This window comes from Lewinellaceae bacterium (assembly GCA_020636105.1).
In the GTDB taxonomy this organism is placed as follows: Bacteria; Bacteroidota; Bacteroidia; order Chitinophagales; family Saprospiraceae; genus BCD1.
The window spans coordinates 418,834-436,600 of record JACJYL010000002.1 but is presented as its reverse complement, the minus strand read 5'-3'; the positions used below and the strand labels follow the sequence as shown (position 1 = coordinate 436,600).

The following is a 17,767-nucleotide window of genomic DNA, read 5'->3' as shown; positions in this document are numbered from 1 at the left end:
CAAGGCTGAATTTTAAAATTTATAATGGTTTTTGAAAAAATAAATTTCACTATTTTTATTGATAATTTAAATTTTAAGGAACGCTTAACTGGCTCGGTTCTTTTGTGAAAAAAATGCCAAAACATAGATTAATAAAGGTTTTTGGTTTTTTTTGACCCTTCATAATATCTGAGGTTAGGGATAATATTTCAGCTTCCTCGCCGCGCTAAAATTAAGGTCAAATGAAAATATGTTGAGTGCGATTAACGATGTTAAATGATATTTACGTTTAATTTTCCTGTATTTTAAATTTAAATAATTATAATATGTTTGTATTGATTTGTCGAAAATAATAATAATTTTGACCGATGGTAAACAGTAAAATAATAACATTAATCAAAACATTTTCCCAAAAGGAGCTTTTGGCCTTTGAATCCTTTGTGGTTTCTCCTTTTTTTAATAAGAATGAAGCGCTGGTGAAGGTGTTTGAAATTATTAAAAAAGAATATCCTGAATTTAATTCGGAGCGTTTCTCCAAGCAAAAAGTATTTAAAACATTATATCCCGATAAGGTATTTGACGATAAACAAATCCGTTATCTGCTGAGTGCTCTGTTGAAACTTGGGTATAAGTTTTTAATGGTTCGGAAAATTGAGGAGGAGGCCCATGAAGCTGATCTCTTGCTTTTGGATGAGTTCATAGAAAGAAATCTCGAAAAACATTACGTTCAAACGAGAAACAGGATATCAGTTGATCTTGATAATGATCTTGAAATTGGGCTCGAACATTTTTATGAAAAAATGAAAATAGCCGACCTGGAGCAAAAACATTTTTCCCGGCAGCAACTGCGTCAGTTTGATGATAATATTCAGCACGGATCGGATTTCCTGAATCGTTATTTTGTCCTCAAAAAATTAAAGTATGCCTGCGGAATGCTGGACAGGCAGTCACTGCTGAAAGGTGCGTACCAACTGGATCTTCCTGAAAACTGGATGGATTGGCTGATAGCGAATCATTATTGGGGGGAAAAAATAATAAAAATGTATGCCATGGTGTTTCTTTCCCTGGAAAATGAAGGGGAACCAGCCTATTTTGAAAAACTGAAAGAATTGCTGGATGCAGAAATTTCTGGCATTTCGAAGGATGATTCCAAGGAATTACTTTTATATGCCATCAATTACTGTGCCCGTAAAATGAGGAAGGGAGAAGATCAGTACATTGAAACGGCTCTTCATTTTTATGTGAAAGGCATCCGGGAAAAGATCCTGATGGAAAACGGTTTTTTGTCGCCCTGGACCTTTGGGAATGTGGTCAAACTGGCACTCCGGCTGGAGCGATACGAATGGATCGAGCATTTCATTGAGGAACATAAGTATCATTTGGTACCTGAATTTCAGGAAAATGCCATGCAATACAACCTGGCCGAGTTGTATTGCTATAAAAAGGATTTTGACAAAGCCCTGTCCTTATTGTTCAAAGTAGAATTCTCCGACCTGAGTTATCATCTGGGGTCGAGGATCATGCTTTCAAAGATCTATTACGAGCTCAACGAAAAAGAGGCATTGCTTTCCCTGATGAGTTCCTTTGTAATGTTTCTTAAGCGAAACAAAAAAATATCGGAATCCATCAGGAAAACATGCCTCAATTTCTGTGATCTCCTTTTTCTCATCATTCGCGGCAAGGTCCAGCAGATCGAAGAGAAGATCAAAAACACCACCTTGCTTGCCGATCGGGAGTGGCTGCTGGAAAAAGCAGCCACGGCATTAAAAAACGCGTAATAGGTTAAAACTTAAACATCAGTCCCAAAGTAGGTAAAATGGTTCCGGATTTGTTGGGTACGGCTTTTAAAACATATTGAGTACCATTATTAGTGGTCAGATAAGTGCCATCCGGGTTTTTCTCCCTGATGATGTAATCCTGACCGGTACTTTTAAAATTGTAAACATTTTGCAGGTCAAAATACAGCATGAATGACCATTTTTTGAAGAAGAAATTTTTGTCCACCCTGAGATCAAGCTGGTGAAAAGGATCAATTCTTTCTGAATTCAACCGTTTAAAATCAGGGTAGGCTTGTCCTCTTGCATTCCATGCCTGAATGTTTGCCGAAGTTTCCAGATCGTAAGGGGTAAAAGGTAGCCCTCCCACAAAACGCCACTTGAAGCCAAGTCTCCAGTTCTTTTTTAAGTCTTTCGTGCCGGTAAGGGTAAGTAAATGCCTACTATCCCAGGAGGAGGCGATCAGGTTGTCGTTAATATCCGTAAACTGGCTTATGAAGTAGGTGTAGGAAGCGATTAAAGAGAAAGTTTTGAGGTTGACCCGGTTTAATATTTCAAAACCCACCGCCTTTCCTGTTCCGTTGAAAATGGCGGGCGTAGCTCCGGCAATGCTGCTGTAGTCCGCTCCCTGGTTGGCCAGGCTGGCTCCGCTGATCAAATCAATCGGGTATTGAAAATAATCCTTATAAAAGCCCTCAACAGAAATAAAGGCAGCCTTGGAAAAACGGTATTCCATGCCAAGGTTGTAATGATTGGCGCCAATGTATTTTGCCGTTGCCTGGTTGTCTAGCTGGTCTTCATTGTTTCGAATGCCAAGTGTGGTGTAAGCCGGTTGCTGAAAATATCTGCCTACTCCCGCATTGATCGTAGTTTTTTCGGTCAGGGAATAGGAGAGTGCCAACCGGGGTGAAAACTGGTTCAGCAAGTTGGCCATGTTGTCATTGTAATTGTTGGCATCCATCCTGACACCCAGTGAAACCAGGAATCGGCTGTCAAAGAATCGTTTGGATGCCTGGCCGGAAATACCGTATTTAATCATTTCAAAAGATGAATTGTAATCGAAACGGGTAAGTGAGTCGTTTACGATCAATTGCTGGGCGGTTGTATTGAAGTATTTGGCCTTTTCAAGATTGGCCCCGATGTTGTATCTAATATCATTATGCTTAACGGTCAATTCATACCTCAGTTTGTTCTCAATTTCCTGGGAATTGTAGTCAAAGCTCCTGTCGCGACTTTCGTCATTATCAGGGTATTTATAAAATTCATTGTTAAGCATATTCCGGCTCACGACAAAGCTGTGAAATCCATTGTTAAAAAAGTGTTTGTAGTTTGCTCCAATGGTATAACTCCACTGGTTATTGATCGGGATTTGTGTCAAAATGAATTCTTGTGACACATCCGGGTTCTCGATATTTTTATTGAGTTCAAGGTGATCCAGTGAACCTAAACTGATGATGGTCAACTGGTTTTTCTGGTCAAAATTGGTTTTTACTTTTAGCTGGTAATCATTGAAGGTAGGGAGAAACGGAAGTTCCAGTGCCGCAAAAAGGAATTGCAGGTATGACTTCCTCACAGAAAAAATATAACTGGTTTTATCTCCTACCGGGCCATCTAGTGTGAAAGCGGCTTCGCTGGCTCCCAGGGTAGCCTGAATATTTGTTTTGTCCTTGCTTCCTTCTTTTTGGGTGAAATCGAAAACCCCGCTCAGGGCATTGTATTTGGCGGCAGGGAAAGAACCGGAATAAAAATCGACGGATTGAATAAAATCGGCATTGATAATGCCGACAGGGCCACCTGAAGCGCCCTGCGTGGAAAAATGGTTCAATACCGGGATTTCAATGCCATCGAGGAAAAAACGGTTTTCACTCGGGCCGCCGCCCCTGATGAGTACGTCATTTCGGAAAGCAGGGGTAGATCCCACTCCCGGGAAAGATTGTATCACCCTCGAAATGTCCCGGTTACTGCCGGGATTGCTTTCAATTTCCTTGATACCTATACTTTGCATGGCAATGGGCGCTTCATCCCGTTTTTGAAACCGGTCGACAGTGACCACCACCTCATCGAGGACTTCCTGGGCAGGTTCCAGTTTGATCTCAATAAAAGGGGAGTTATTATTACTCACCATAATATCCTGGCTGATTTTTGTATTATAACCGATGTAGGTGACTTTTAGGTTGATAAATCCAGGATCAAGTTCGGTGAGGGAAAAGTTTCCGTCGAGATCAGTAGTCGTTCCTAAATCGGTGCCTTCTACCAGGATATTGGCAAAAGCAATGGGCTCATTGTTGTTCGAGTCCGTGATTTTTCCGGAGACTCTTCCATTTTGGGAAAAAGCCATCGTTGAAAAAAATAAGACCGAAAAAGTTAAAATGAATGATCTTTTCATGATGCTCATTATATTTATTATTAACATTGTTTAACTTTTTATTTAAATTGTTAGACAAAAGTAATGCGTTTTTGTAATAAATACTATATTTTTGTATTAAATTTTCAAAAAAAATATAACGATGTCGGAACAAACCAAATTGATCAAAGAGCTTCTGGATTATGTGGAGGAATATGAAAAGGAGGGGAAGCAAGGCGGGATAAAGGCGTTTTCGATTTTTTTGAGGGGCAAAGTGATGGAGCCCGAAGCACCAAGGGAGCCGGAAAAAACATTCGATCAGCAGGATTTCAGAAACTTCAAAACTTATCCTGAAGTTGAATTTTCGACCTTACTCACCGGTTTGTACCGATTTGCCAAACATTACCTAAAAAAGGCTTTTACCCAAACGGCCTTTAAAACCATTGACGAATTTGGCTTTTTGGCCACCTTACTCAGGGATCACAGTTTACTAAAAAATGAACTCATTAACGAGCATTTGCTCGAAATGTCCAGCGGCAGTGAAATCATTAAACGACTTGTAAAAAACGGGCTGATCTATGAATATCCCGATGAGCACGATCGGCGTGCCAAGCGGGTATCCCTAACGGTTAAGGGGCAACGGGAGGTTTTTATGGCTTTTAATGATATGCATAAGGTTTCCGAGATCATTATCGGGGATCTAAAGAAACACGAATTGATGGAAGCACTGGCTATTTTTAACAAACTGACTTTTTTTCACCAGCATATCCATCAGCGGGATAAGCATACGGATATTGAGACTTTACACGAAAAATATGTGAATCACGGGGCTTAAAATAACTGCCGGGAATCACCATTACTTTTCCGGTAAACAGGCCTGGTTTTATTAATTTTCAGGGAATAAGGACTAATTTGCGCTGGGATTTTAGGCTCTCACCTTAAACGACCAGGTGAATTTCATTCGGGAAACGACCTGCCCGTCGAGTTGTGTTCCGGTGGTCAAAACGGTTACCTCCTGTGGTGCATTGCTGTCAATAGTCCTTTGGACGGCATCTAATATTTTCTGACCTTCCTCACAGGTAAAGGTCGTCAGCCCGGTTGCTTTTTTAATGTATTCTATTTCCACCTTAGTGATAAGCATGGCCATTGGGCCTCTTCCATAAATGATGTGTCCGGCCATAAGTCCGGCGGACAACTCGGCTGCTGCAAATTGTGCACCGGCATAAATGGAGCGGAAGGGATTCTGGGTTCGCCATTTAAATGGAACAGTGACCTCTGTTTTATAGGGGGTCAGTGATTTTAACCTGACCCCAAAGAACAGGACAGAAGGCAGGTGTTTGAAGAAATAGAGCCATAATTTCCATGGGGTTCTAAGCTCTTTTAGTTGCTTTTTGGTTTTCGGATTATCCGGATCGTAAGGATTTTTTGCCATAACGGGTCGATGCTTTTTTGAGAAGGGGTGAATTTTTTTAAAGACTTTTAAGGAGAACCGGGGTTACTCATCCTCTTCGATCAGTTGAATGGGCCTGTCGATGGATTCTTCCAGTGAAATAAAGGTTTCCGTACGTTGAATGCCGTTTATTTTTTGAATTTTGTCATGCAAAAGATCCTTGAGGTGATTGGTGTCGCGGCAAATGATCTTGGCGAAAATACCATATTGCCCGGTAGTGTAATGAGCGCCCACCACTTCGGGTATTTTTTTCAATTCATTGGAAACCTGGTCAAAAAGAGAACTTTTATCCAGATAAATACCAAGAAAAGCTACAATATCATATCCCAGTTTATTGTGATCGATCACGAGGTTGTACCCTTTCACCAGCCCTAATTCCTCCATTTTCTTCATCCTGACATGAATGGTGCCCCCCGATACGAAAAGCTGTTGGCCGATTTCGCTATAGGCTTTTTTGGCGTTTTCCATGAGGATAGACAAAATTTTTTTATCCAGATCGTCCAGAATTTTTTCTTTTTGCATAACAGTTGCTGAAGTTTGAGGTTTGAGAGGGATTTTAAAAAAAATTAATCAAAAGTAGTTTTTTGTTTTCTTTTTTTTAATATTTTGACAGCAAACATTATTTTTTTTGATGTTTTTCTTCTTTTGTTAATTGATTTTAAAAGGGGGCTGTAAGTTTTTAAATCAATTATTCCAAGCTTTTAAAATTTAAGGCAGGTTTGGTCAATCTAAATTTGTTTGAAATCGTTAATGAGTTGTTACATTGGGATTTAATAAAAGGAAGTTTGTATCTTTCCGCGCTTATTAATAAAAAATACAGATGGAAAAGTTATCAGGAAACGACAACAACCGGGGACTCAAAATATGGATGCCACTATTATTGGCAGCAGCTTTGGTGGGAGGATTGCTGATTGGATTGAGATTACAGCGCCCCAGTCCGGTTATGGTGTTGAATAATGATGAGGCCGGACAATCGCTTGGCGGGAGTTCCGGTCGTGTTGAAGAATTGATCCGGTACATTGAAGCCCGTTATGTGGATGAGGTGGATAAAGACAAATTGACAGACATCGCCATTCAAAGCATTATTGACCAGCTCGATCCCCATTCTAGTTATATTCCTGCCAAAGAATTGCAGGAAGTCAACGATCAACTGGATGGAGATTTCGACGGTATCGGGGTTGAGTTTTTTATTTTGGATGATACTTTGCTGGTGGTTTCACCGCTGGCTGGTGGACCTTCAGAAACCGCAGGAATTCTGGCGGGAGACAAGATTGTAACGATAGAAGATTCAATCGTGGCTGGTAAGGACAAAAATGTGAGGCAAATCACGGGGATGCTGCGTGGAGAAAAAGGTACCCAGGTTAAAGTAGGCGTATTGAGAGGTCACCAGAAAGATATCATGAATTTTACCATTACCAGGGATGCTATTCCGATGAACAGTGTGGATGTGGCCATGATGCTGGATGACAAAACCGGTTACATCAGGCTCAGCAGGTTCAGCGCCAAAACGTATGAGGAATTCATGAAAGCTATGGAACCGCTGATCGAAGAGCATAAAATGAAAGACCTGGTGATCGACCTTAGGGGCAATCCGGGAGGTTATCTCCAGCAGGCCACCAGGATATTGAGCCAGTTGTTCAAGGATAAACAGGCGCTGCTCGTCTTTACAGAAGGTCGCAAGACAGGCAAAAATGAATACAATACCTCGGGCATGCCGTTTTATGACATCAACAATATTGTCGTATTGATCGATGAAGGGTCTGCTTCGGCCAGTGAAATTGTTGCGGGGGCCATTCAGGATCGGGATCGTGGCATCATTGTGGGGCGGCGTTCTTTTGGCAAGGGACTGGTGCAGGAACAATATGAATTATCAGACGGTTCTGCCCTCCGGTTGACCGTGGCCAGGTATTATACCCCCTCCGGACGATCTATCCAGAAGCCCTATGATGATAAGGAAGGTTATGCCCATGATTTTATCGATCGGATGGAATCAGGGGAATTGTCGGACGTATCCCACATCATAGTGTCTGATTCCACCCAATATCACACGAGCAACGGACACGTGGTTTATGGCGGCGGCGGGATTATTCCGGATGTTTATGTGCCATTGGATACTTCTCTTTATTCAGATACTTATGCTGCTTTGCGGCAGGAGCTCAATCGGTTTGTGTATCGTTATATGGAAAACCCGGGAATTGATCTTTCTGAATATACCTTAAAAACTTTCAAAAAAGATTTCCAGATAAGTGATGCCTTGTTCAACAATTATGTATCTTTTGTAAAAGAAGATGGTACCCCGATTGACGATACGTCCCTCGCTCATTGTAAAGAGGATATCAAAAACAGACTTAAGGCTCAGATAGCACGGCAGTTGTTTAAAGAAGAAGGGTTTTACAGTATTTTGTTTGAACGGGATATGATGATTAAAGAGGCGCTCCGTGTGCTCCGCCTGCCTGATCCTTTGGCGGCTTCCAGAGGGGAAGAATAGGGGCCGTCTTGATTTTTTTGTCGTGAATAGACGATGAGGTCTATGCAGAAGGTCGGGTTCCCGCCAATAAGGTTTTAATTCGACATTCGTGATAAATTGTAATCCAAATCCTGCTGCAGTTTTGTCCCTGGTGATGAGGTTGTAGCCGGATATCAAAACAGAAATTAATAATGAAGCAATTAGTATTTTTCTTTTTAGTTATTGCAGCCACCTTATCCGCTTGCAATAATAATGGAGTAAACACAGGAACGGATGAAGCGGCAAAGGCGGCCACACCGGAAAATTCAAGTTCTCCCATTCCAGGTACCCAGGTCACCCAGGAACAGCTGGAAAAGCTTAAGCCCAATGCCAATATTCCCGATGGAGTATTTGCGGTAAAAAAAGTCAATTTTGCTCCTGAAGTAAGTGAATTTATGGTGCAAAAAGGAACACGGGTGTTTGATGCCAAATGCAAATCATGCCATACCATCAAAGGGGCAGGCGGAACGGCTTCAGCCTTCGAAGGTATGTATGATCGCCACGATCCGGCATGGGTGATGAACGTAGTCCGAAACGTGCCCATGGATGATCTGGACAAGCAGTTGAAAAAATGCCCGGTCAGAACTCCTGAAGGAGCACTGGAAGTCATAGACGCAAGGGATCTGCTGGAAATGATCAGGAGTGTGAGCCCGGTGGAGGTAGAGGCGAAAAAGTAATAATGTCCGGTTAAGACATTTCAAAAAACATGAGTCATCCCGAATTTTTTAATTCAAATGGATGCTGAAAATATATTAACAATATTTATCTGCAATATATTCAACTCCTTCAGACCTGTCTTCCGGCGACGCCAGGTAGAGTTGAGATTGGTTTTGTTTGATTTCCAATGGATTACATCCATTGCCATTAATACCTGCCGGCAGGCAGGAAGGCAGGTTAATTCCCTTCGGGAAATGGATTAAGAATAGAGTTAATTTTTAAAAAGAAGATTAAATTTATCCCCGAATGGGGATAAATATCAATAACGCAGTATGAAATACTGCCAAAAAAGGGACAAAAGCCAACTCTGAAAGAGTTGAATGTAACCTGTTTCAAACTGACAATCAATTTATTGAAAAAACATCCCAAACTTTGCCGACCGGCAAAATTTGGGATGTCTCATGTTTATATGCTGATAGTCAAATAATGTTTGACATTCTTAATCTTGTAAATCGCTGAAAACCAGCACTTTTACACCTGCCTTCCTGCGTCAGCAGGCAGGTTTTAAATTCCTTGTTCTACACCTGCTTTCCTGCGTCTGCAGGCAGGTTTTACATTTTCCTGAGTTTATTTCTCCATCCCTAGTTGGGAATAATTATCCTTAAATACTTCCAGACCACATTCCAGGAACAGGGAATATTTGTTGACATCGGAGTTGTAACCTCTCGGCGCAGCCATTACCTTTTCATCAGGGGTAATCAGCACGTACAATGGTTGTGAATTTTGTTCGAAATTGACAATCTGGAACTCCTGCCAGAGGCTGCCGGTCGTCCTGAGTTTTGAGCCATCCCTCACTGAGATCAGCGGCGTTTCAAGTTTCTTCCGGTCATCCGTGTACAAAGAGATCAGAACGTAATCATCCTGAATTTGCTTCCACACTTTATCTACGATCCAGATGTTTTCTTCCGTCTTCCGACAGTTGACACAGCCGTAACCGGTAAAGTCCAGGAGGATGGGCTTGTTCACTTCCTTCGCATATTGAACGCCTTCTTCATAAACTTTAAAGCAATCCAGATTGTTGGCGCATTTGGTGTAAGAAGGGAAACGGGCCTGGATGACAGGATCCACGTCCGTCTTGGGATCCGCAAGAAAAACGTTGTATTGGGTAGGGGGAGCCAGCCCACTCAACAAACTCAACGGAGAGTAGGATTTTGTCTGGTCATTGTACCTGAAGCCCGTCAGTAAATAAATAGTGGCGGCCAGTGACAGGGCAATGAAACCCCAGCGAACCGGTTTGATCTTAAGTTTTCCTTTAGTGTCGTGTGGGAATTTGATGATACCAAACAGGTATAAGGTCATGGCTCCGAAAATAAGGATCCACAATCCCATAAATACCTCGTAAGGTAATAGATTCCAATGGCTGGTCATATCGGCTACGGAAAGGAACTTCAGCGCCAGGGCCAGTTCCAGGAATCCGAGGACTACCTTCACCGAATTCATCCAACCACCTGATCTTGGTAAACTGTTGAGCCAACCGGGGAAGGCCGCAAACAAGGCAAAAGGCACTGCCAGGGCAGTGGAGAATCCCAGCATGACCACAAATGGTCCCAGTGAACTGGTTGCAGACTGCACCAGCGCGGATCCGATGATTGGACCGGTACAGGAAAAGGAAACGATTGCCAGCGTAAATGCCATGAAAAAAGTCCCGATAAGTCCACCTCTTTCCGCCATTTTATCACTTTTTGTCGACCAGGAACTCGGCAAAGTTATTTCATAATAACCGAAAAAGGATAAGGCAAAAACGACAAAAACGACAAAGAAAATAGTATTGGCAATGGCATCCGTGGACAGGTTCTGAAGGGCAGTAACGCCGAAAACTCCTGTGATTAAAAGGCCAATCGTCACATAAATGACAATGATGGACAACCCGTAAATCAAGGCATTGCGAATACCGCTGGCCCGATCCTTACTTCTTTTGGTGAAAAAACTCACCGTAAGGGGAATCATTGGGAATACACAAGGAGTGAGTAACGCGAGTAACCCACCTAAAAAACCGAAGACAAAAGTGAGCAGCAGGTTTTTGTCTTTGACGATAGATTCTTCCCCGCAATTACCAAGCGGGTTGATATAAGTGCTGTTAAGTCCTGGATTTAAAGGATCGTAGCCTCCATCGGCATTAATTGTTTCCCGGATGTCAGGGATTTCCTCCTTGCCTATACTTGTCGTGAAGTTGCTAAAATCAGCAGAAAATTCCACATCAAACGGGCCTACACATTTTTCATCATCACAGGACATATATTCGATGTAACCTGTGACTGGAGTTTTGGAATCAGTAATTTTTATGACCTGAGTAAAAGTAACAGGACCGTGGGGATATTTTACCACCAGGGCATTATCAAAGAGCGGGTCGGTTTCTTCTTTCCTGTCTCCTTTTTCAATGACTTTATCCATTAATTCAAAATGAGCTCCATTTTCAAAATTGAAGCCGGTAGGCACAGGTCCTTTAATATCTGAATCCTGGGAATAAATACCCCAGCCTTCATCGATATTTGCTGTATAGACCAGCTGGTAATTACCGTCGGCGGATTTTTCGATTTTGAGGTCCCATCTTACAGGTTGAACCATTTGGCTGGCTGGTCCCTGGTCAGCAGGATTAAACATTGTGGGGTTTTCTACTGACTCGTCAGTGGGATGTTGTTGTTCAATTAATGAGCCCTGATCCCCACTTGATTTGTTTTCTTTTTCAAGCGTTGTCGGCGCAGATTTTTCTTTTTGCCCGGGAAGGGCAGGAGCTGTTTCCGCTTTTGGCGTTACGGGTTGTTTTTTGGCTGCTTCGAGTTTAAAGCTGAAATCGACCTCGGTAGGCGGCAGGCATCGTTCATCATCACAGCACATAAACTCAAGGTATCCGGTGACGGGCTGGCTGAGGTCGCTGATTTTTATCCTTTGGGTGAAAATTCCGGTTTCGTAGAACTTGGTAAGATCCATGTCAAAAACCTTATCGTATTTCGTTTTTTTGTTCCCCCCTTCTTTTACTTTTCCAACCGTTTCATAATGATCTCCTTTGTCAAAGTAAAAACCGGTTGGAATCGGGCGCACATCAGCTTCCGGCAGGTATTGGGAATAAATGACCCAGTTTTTCTCAATGGTAGCGGTAAAAACGAGATCAAATTCGTTGTCACTAACTTGTTTATAGGAGGTTTCCCAAGTGACAGGTTCGAATATCTTCTGGGCCTGGAGCCCTGTAACCAAAACAACTAAACTGAAAACAAAAAACAGGCGTTTCATACTCATGAATTAGACTTTTTACAAAAACATTTTAAACGATAGGGAAATGGATTGGTTTGGTTCAATTATTAAGCGAAAAACTAGATTTTACCTTTTAAAAACGCAACAAAATTAAGGAGGTTCAATAATCCCTGACTTTTTGCGCTGCAAAGGTAATTATTACTTCTTAAATGACGCCTAGTAATGTTAAGTAATGCATGAGCATGACAATAAACAGCAAAAGAATATGGTAAAGTCCATCAAAGGGTGGTGTCATTTTTGTAAAACTGAGGGACAATAATATGCCAACCGGTACAGTAAAAACGATCAGCTGCTCTGGAAGGGCCGCTGTTCCGGTCAGCAAAAACAACAGGCCGAAAAAAAACATCCAATAAATCAGCGATATTTTCTTTTTTATTTCAAATTTCTTTTTGAGAATGTGGTTGTTATAACCGGTCAAAACCACTATTCCCAAGAGGATTAAAATACTCATGGGAATAAAATCGAAAAATTTTATTCCCGAGCCAAATGTTAAAAATTTAAATTGGTTTTGAAGGTGGTTTTCCATCAAAACACCCAAAATTCCATTCCAGTAATAATAGAGAAAAGTATAAATCCATGGCAGGGCGAATCCCGAAAGGGCTACGAAAAAATTTTTAAATTTCAGGGTTTGAAGCGTATTGATAGCGATCAAAACCCAGACAAAAAAGACCCCATAAGATAAATTAAAAAGCGTACTGATCCCAATCAGAAGCCCTGCATTGAAAATATATTTTGCAGGGGAGGGTTTGTTGTAAATTTCAAAAATGCTGAAACAGCCAATAATTAAAAAAGTATTGGCAAGGTGTAAAGCGGACAGTCCAAGGAAATCAGGAACGCAGCTGGCCACAATGATATAAAAAAGCCCCGGAAAAAGATTTATCTCCTGCGCCAAAAAATTTTGAGCCACGAGATAGTTGATAATCAGGGCATTTATAAAAATAATTCCCAGGGAAATCAAGTCAGGGACCCATCCGTTTGTTTGAGTAAATTGATAGAGCAACTGGCTTAATACGCCACTATTATCAGGAACGGCCTCAATCGGATGGAGGATAAAAACAGCTGAACGGATCAAGGCTGCATAAAAGATCAGCAGGAATCCCGACACCAAATGATTTGTACGAAATATTTTTAGCACAGTTAGTAATTTTGCTCGGCCTCAAAATAGGAAATTCTATGCATAACGCAAAAAAAATAAAAAGGCCGCGAAAGGTGGATGATTAAATATATCCCTTCGCGGCCCTTTCTATTCAGCTTTCCGAACTATTATTCGGATCCAAAACAAAAATTATTGTTTGGAGAACCTTATGCTTTGGTGTTCTCTATCATTTCTGATATGGAGCATATATAACCCCGGGCGTAAATCGCCAATATTTACCTGTATTTCATTCTGTCCGGGCATTGTGGTAACCGGCATCTTATGAACAATCTGGCCGTTAAGATTCACGATCAGGATCTCAGCCCTGCCGGGTACTTCATCCTCCATTTTGAAACTGGCGGTAAATACCTCAGTTGCCGGGTTCGGATAAGTAGTCAGGTTGATAAAGGCATTTTGAGTATTCGATGCGCTTTTTGCTCCTGTGGCTCCTTCGGTATTGTCGGTCCTGTTGAGGGTTACATAATTGTCAGACAGACTATAACAGTCATCAGAAAAACTTACCTGGGTAAGGGTATCTCCGACGGCAGCCAATATTCCTCCTGTATAAGCAACGCCCCAAATCCTGCAAATGCCCGGACTTGCCCCTTCAAAATCGTGGGTGTCACCATCCACAAAACCAAGGATGGCATTGCCCTCATCTGTAATGACATAGACATAAGGAGTTGTTGAAGCTTCTGAATTGCTGAAAGTGAGCACATCAGGTTCTCCATCTCCCACCACAAGGGTAACCTCATCTCCCTGATCGGAGGTCACGGTGCCCCCAACAGGCTCACCCACGATCATGGTAATATAGTTTGCTGAAGTGGTATAACAGTTATCGGAAATTGGATCTTCAAGAATGTTCATTCCAAAACTTACCAGGCTATTTCCATTGAATGAAATACCGTAAATACGGAATTCACCAGAATCTGACGAATTGAAATCGATCGCAGGGCCTATAATTTGTGGAATGGTGACAATGTTATTGGCATCCGTAATGATATAACGGTAACCAGGAATCGTACTGGTGGTGGTAAGTATAATCAGGTCGGAAATGCCGTCGTCCGGGCAGGTGTAGAAAGTCGTTTCATCGCTGCCTATTACAGCTATCGTACCTCCGTCTACTGGTTCTGAGCGGGTGACTTCAACAAAGTTGTTGGACAAATAATAACAACTTCCTGCGAGTACCACCTGGGTAGCCAGCATTCCCGGGGCGGCATACAGTTCTCCGGTATAAGAAAGGCCGTAAATGCGGTATAATCCGGGAGCCAATGGGTTGAAGTCTATATTTCCGTTTTGGTTGACCTCCAGGATCACTCCCGTTTCGTCCAATAAAAGGTAAACATATCCTGAAACAGAGGTGCTTGTTGTGGCCATTTCCACAATACCTGATCCGGCACCAATGCAAACCTGGAGCACCGTTTCCCCATCAGTTGTCGAAACGTCACCACCTTCGGGTAAATCTCTGACAATGGTAATAAAGTTGTCGGAAAGGGTATAACATTCATCGGATAATTCGACCTGGTCGATGAAGGATCCAAAGGCCATATTAAAGTTGCCTGTATAGGAAACGCCCCAAACCCTGAGGGTCGTGAATCCTGTATTTTCAAAGTCCTGTTCATTTCCGGTTAAAAACGAGAGGATCAGATTGTCAGCTGTAGTAAGCACGTATTGATAACCTGCCTCGTCGGCATTGCTGCTGTTGTGGAAAGTGATCACATCGGGATTATCATCGCCGGCGCAAACATAGATCACCTCTTCTGTGAAATCGGTATAAACGACGCCGCCATCTACTGCGTTTTTGTTCAACAGCACAAATTCATCCGTGTAATCCCAGCAATCATCACTGGCTGGAAAATCATTGATATTATCCCCTGGAAAGAGGTTTAGATTCCCTGAATAAGAAAGACCGTATATTCTGGCAGGACCACCCACGGCATTGTCAAAATCAAAACTGTCTTGAAGCAATACGCCGATGATATAGTCCTCTACATCCGTCACCACATAAACGTAATTGAGATGTGTGGCATCTAATACTTCAAATTGGATGAGGTCTGGATTCCCGTCGCCCACACAAATCGACAATTCGGTCTGACCGCCATTAACGGTAAGGGTGCCCGCCTGGGCGTTTTCATAAATAATTTCTACATGGTTTTCAGAAAGTTCATAACATTCATCTGAAAATACAGCAGTAGAAATAGACTCTCCAAAGGGCACCTCAAGCGTGCCGGTATAGGCTACCCCCCAGAACTGCAGGATACCTGCGATAGGAAGGGAAATGAACTCAAAAGTGTTGCCGTCAATTTGGGAAATGATGGTTCCCGTTTCATCTGTCAATATGTAGGCATAGCCATTTCCAATGGCATTCTGGTTCGTGAAATTAAGGCTTTCAGGAACTTCTCCATCGGGGCAAAGCATGAGGAAAGTATCTCCGTCAAGGGTAGATACCGTGCCTCCGTTCACTTCGGCAACTAAAATTTCCACGAAATTGTCAGACAAGTCATAACAACCATCCGAAAGAGCCACCTCGGCGGCGGGATCGTTGATCTCACCAGTCAGGTCACCTGTGTAGGAAACATTCCATACTTTGTAATCTCCAAGCGCTGCAGCGTTAAAATTCACGGTGTTTCCAGTGAGGAAAGTGATGATATTGTTATTGGCATCTGTCAGGAGAAGCGCTTGATTTTCAATAGAATTGGTAGTGGTTTCAAAGGTAAGGAGTCCGTTGTTAATATCGCTGCCACAAACGACAGCAGAGGTTTGTCCGCCTTCCAGTTGAATGCTTCCTCCGTCAACGTAAGAAACCTCCAGCGTGGCACGGTTGGACGATAATTGATAACATCCATCCCTTAACACAGCCGTTTCGAGGTTTTGGCCGGAGAGTGCAGCGATCTCATCTCCTGTGAAATCAGGACCGCTGAAGGAAAGCCAGTAAATATAACGTGTATAAGAAAAAACACCCGTAGGACTGACTGAAGTCCCTATGGGGTGAATTCCTGTGATATTGCCTGCCGCATCGGTAACGACATAGCGGAAATTATCTCCAATGGCACTTGTATTGGTAAAATAAAATTCCACGTTGCCATCTGTGCTGCAATATTCATAATAATCTTCTCCATTGATCTCAAAAGCAATGGTACCTCCATTGACTGCCTGCCTATTGACCGTAATGAAGTTGCTGCTCAGCCCGTAACAGGCATCGGCCAGCTCGGTTCCGTCCAAGTTGTCCCCTATTTCTACAAGCAGGTTGCCATCATAGGTGAGTGCCCAAATCAGGCATGTTCCCTGTGGAGCCGTATCGAAGTCATAGCTTCCGTTGGTGGAAAAATCGAGGATATTGTGCTGGTCATCAGTGATCACAAAAGTGAAAGAACTTCCGCCGGAAACACCGGTGGAGACGAAATTCAGCAAGTCCGGTTCTCCATTGGCTACACAAAGGGTAATTTCAGTATCTCCGTTATCGAGGCTAACGATTCCGCCCTGATAAACCTCTTTGAACAAGGTTACGGCGTTTGTAGAAATTTCATAACAATCATCACTCAGGGAGCTGTAGATATCCTGCCCGGCTGTTATGGTTCCGTTTCCTGTAAAGGAGATTCCGCGCACGTAGGTCGTTCCAAAAGGCACCTCGCTTGCGGGCAGTGTATTGTTGTTTAAAACGGCAAGGATGATGCCGTTCTCATCTACCTGAACCAAAGTGTACCCGGCCTGGGATGAAGTTGTAAAATTAAAGGTCAGAATATCAGCATTCGTTCCGTCGCAGATATCATAGGAATCACTTCCATCGTCAAGAGAAACCATTCCACCATCAGGATTGGAGGCGGTAATGGCAATGAATCCTTCGGAAAAGCTGCTACAGCCATCAGCCAGTTCGTCTTCTGTGATGTTCATGCCCACCTGGGCCGTCAGGTTACCGAAATGGGAAAATCCCCATAGAAAGTAGGTTCCCTCCTGGTAAGTATCCATATCAAAAACTCCATCTATGGAAATGGCTACAATAGTGTTATCCTGATCGGTTACAAAATAGGCATAACTGTCTCCACCGCCTGTATTGGTGAGGTTGACGAGATCTGGATTTCCATCCCCGACACAAACAAGCGTAGGACTGTCTGTGGCAATGGCTCCTGCTTCTGGAGCCCCGCTGTTGAGCGTAATGTAATTTACCGTAAGTTCATAACAGTAGGACGCAAGGTCATCCGTAAAAATGTTGTCGCCCACTTCCGCCAACAGGGATCCCATGAAAGAAAATGCATAAACCCGATAAGCTCCGTTCTGGAAAGGGCTTAAATTTAGGGTACTGTTCAGCGAAACCAACAAAATGGTACCGTCTTCATCAACTACTACATAAGCAAAAGGCATGCCTTGAGTACTGGTTTTGAACTTGACCAGTCCATTCACGATATCACCCTGGCAGGACATTAAGGAAGTGGCTCCCGAGGAAGTCGAAATGGTAACGTCCTGAAGGCATGGATATTCCTCCGCATGCAATAAGTTGGCACCAGTGAAAGCAAAGAAAAAAACAATTGGAATTAATCTTTTAATGAACATAGGGATCATTTTTTTTTGATTTAGATAACCGTAATAATTTATAAACATAAGCATGACAATAACC

Annotated in this window: 10 protein-coding genes; 4 read left to right on the top strand and 6 right to left on the bottom strand. The window is 42.6% G+C overall.

Features of this window, described 5'->3' with window-relative positions:
* The first annotated feature begins 347 nt into the window (after positions 1-347).
* Positions 348-1,757 carry a hypothetical protein gene (locus H6571_18955; GenBank protein MCB9325825.1) on the top strand — a complete coding sequence of 470 codons (1,410 nt, stop codon included), beginning with the start codon at positions 348-350 and terminating at the stop codon, positions 1,755-1,757.
* Between the two features lie 4 nt (positions 1,758-1,761).
* Here the strand turns inward: H6571_18955 and H6571_18950 are convergent, their stop codons facing one another.
* A complete protein-coding gene (locus H6571_18950; GenBank protein MCB9325824.1) occupies positions 1,762-4,140 on the bottom strand; it encodes a TonB-dependent receptor in 2,379 nt (792 codons plus the stop codon).
* A gap of 121 nt (positions 4,141-4,261) precedes the next feature.
* On the opposite strand from H6571_18950, the gene H6571_18945 reads away from it, so the two are divergent.
* Positions 4,262-4,933: a winged helix-turn-helix transcriptional regulator gene (locus tag H6571_18945; protein ID MCB9325823.1), complete on the top strand. Its 672-nt coding sequence runs from the start codon at positions 4,262-4,264 to the stop codon at positions 4,931-4,933.
* Between the two features lie 90 nt (positions 4,934-5,023).
* Here H6571_18945 and H6571_18940 read toward each other — a convergent pair whose 3' ends face one another.
* Both H6571_18940 and H6571_18935 read right to left on the bottom strand, forming a co-directional pair.
* On the bottom strand, positions 5,024-5,530 hold the full coding sequence (locus H6571_18940) for a DUF4442 domain-containing protein (GenBank protein ID MCB9325822.1): 507 nt from the start codon (positions 5,528-5,530) through the stop codon (positions 5,024-5,026).
* A gap of 63 nt (positions 5,531-5,593) precedes the next feature.
* On the bottom strand, positions 5,594-6,070 hold the full coding sequence (locus H6571_18935; GenBank protein ID MCB9325821.1) for an Lrp/AsnC ligand binding domain-containing protein: 477 nt from the start codon (positions 6,068-6,070) through the stop codon (positions 5,594-5,596).
* 298 nt (positions 6,071-6,368) lie between these two features.
* Between H6571_18935 and H6571_18930 the strand changes: the two genes are divergently transcribed.
* Positions 6,369-8,036 (top strand): PDZ domain-containing protein, encoded by a 1,668-nt coding sequence (locus H6571_18930; GenBank protein ID MCB9325820.1) that lies wholly within the window; start codon positions 6,369-6,371, stop codon positions 8,034-8,036.
* Between the two features lie 170 nt (positions 8,037-8,206).
* Complete coding sequence (locus H6571_18925) at positions 8,207-8,731, top strand: c-type cytochrome (protein MCB9325819.1); 525 nt, start codon at positions 8,207-8,209, stop codon at positions 8,729-8,731.
* 607 nt (positions 8,732-9,338) lie between these two features.
* On the opposite strand, the gene H6571_18920 is transcribed toward H6571_18925, so the two are convergent.
* The 3 genes from H6571_18920 to H6571_18910 all read right to left on the bottom strand — a co-directional run bounded on the left by H6571_18920 (position 9,339) and on the right by H6571_18910 (position 17,703).
* Positions 9,339-12,005 (bottom strand): thioredoxin family protein, encoded by a 2,667-nt coding sequence (locus tag H6571_18920; GenBank protein MCB9325818.1) that lies wholly within the window; start codon positions 12,003-12,005, stop codon positions 9,339-9,341.
* 160 nt (positions 12,006-12,165) lie between these two features.
* Entirely contained in the window at positions 12,166-13,155 is a 990-nt protein-coding gene (locus H6571_18915; GenBank protein ID MCB9325817.1) for a hypothetical protein, read from the bottom strand.
* Positions 13,156-13,305: 150 nt separating this feature from the next.
* The gene (locus tag H6571_18910; GenBank protein MCB9325816.1) at positions 13,306-17,703 is read right to left on the bottom strand and encodes a T9SS type A sorting domain-containing protein; all 4,398 of its coding nucleotides are present in this window, start codon (positions 17,701-17,703) and stop codon (positions 13,306-13,308) included.
* Positions 17,704-17,767 lie beyond the last annotated feature (64 nt).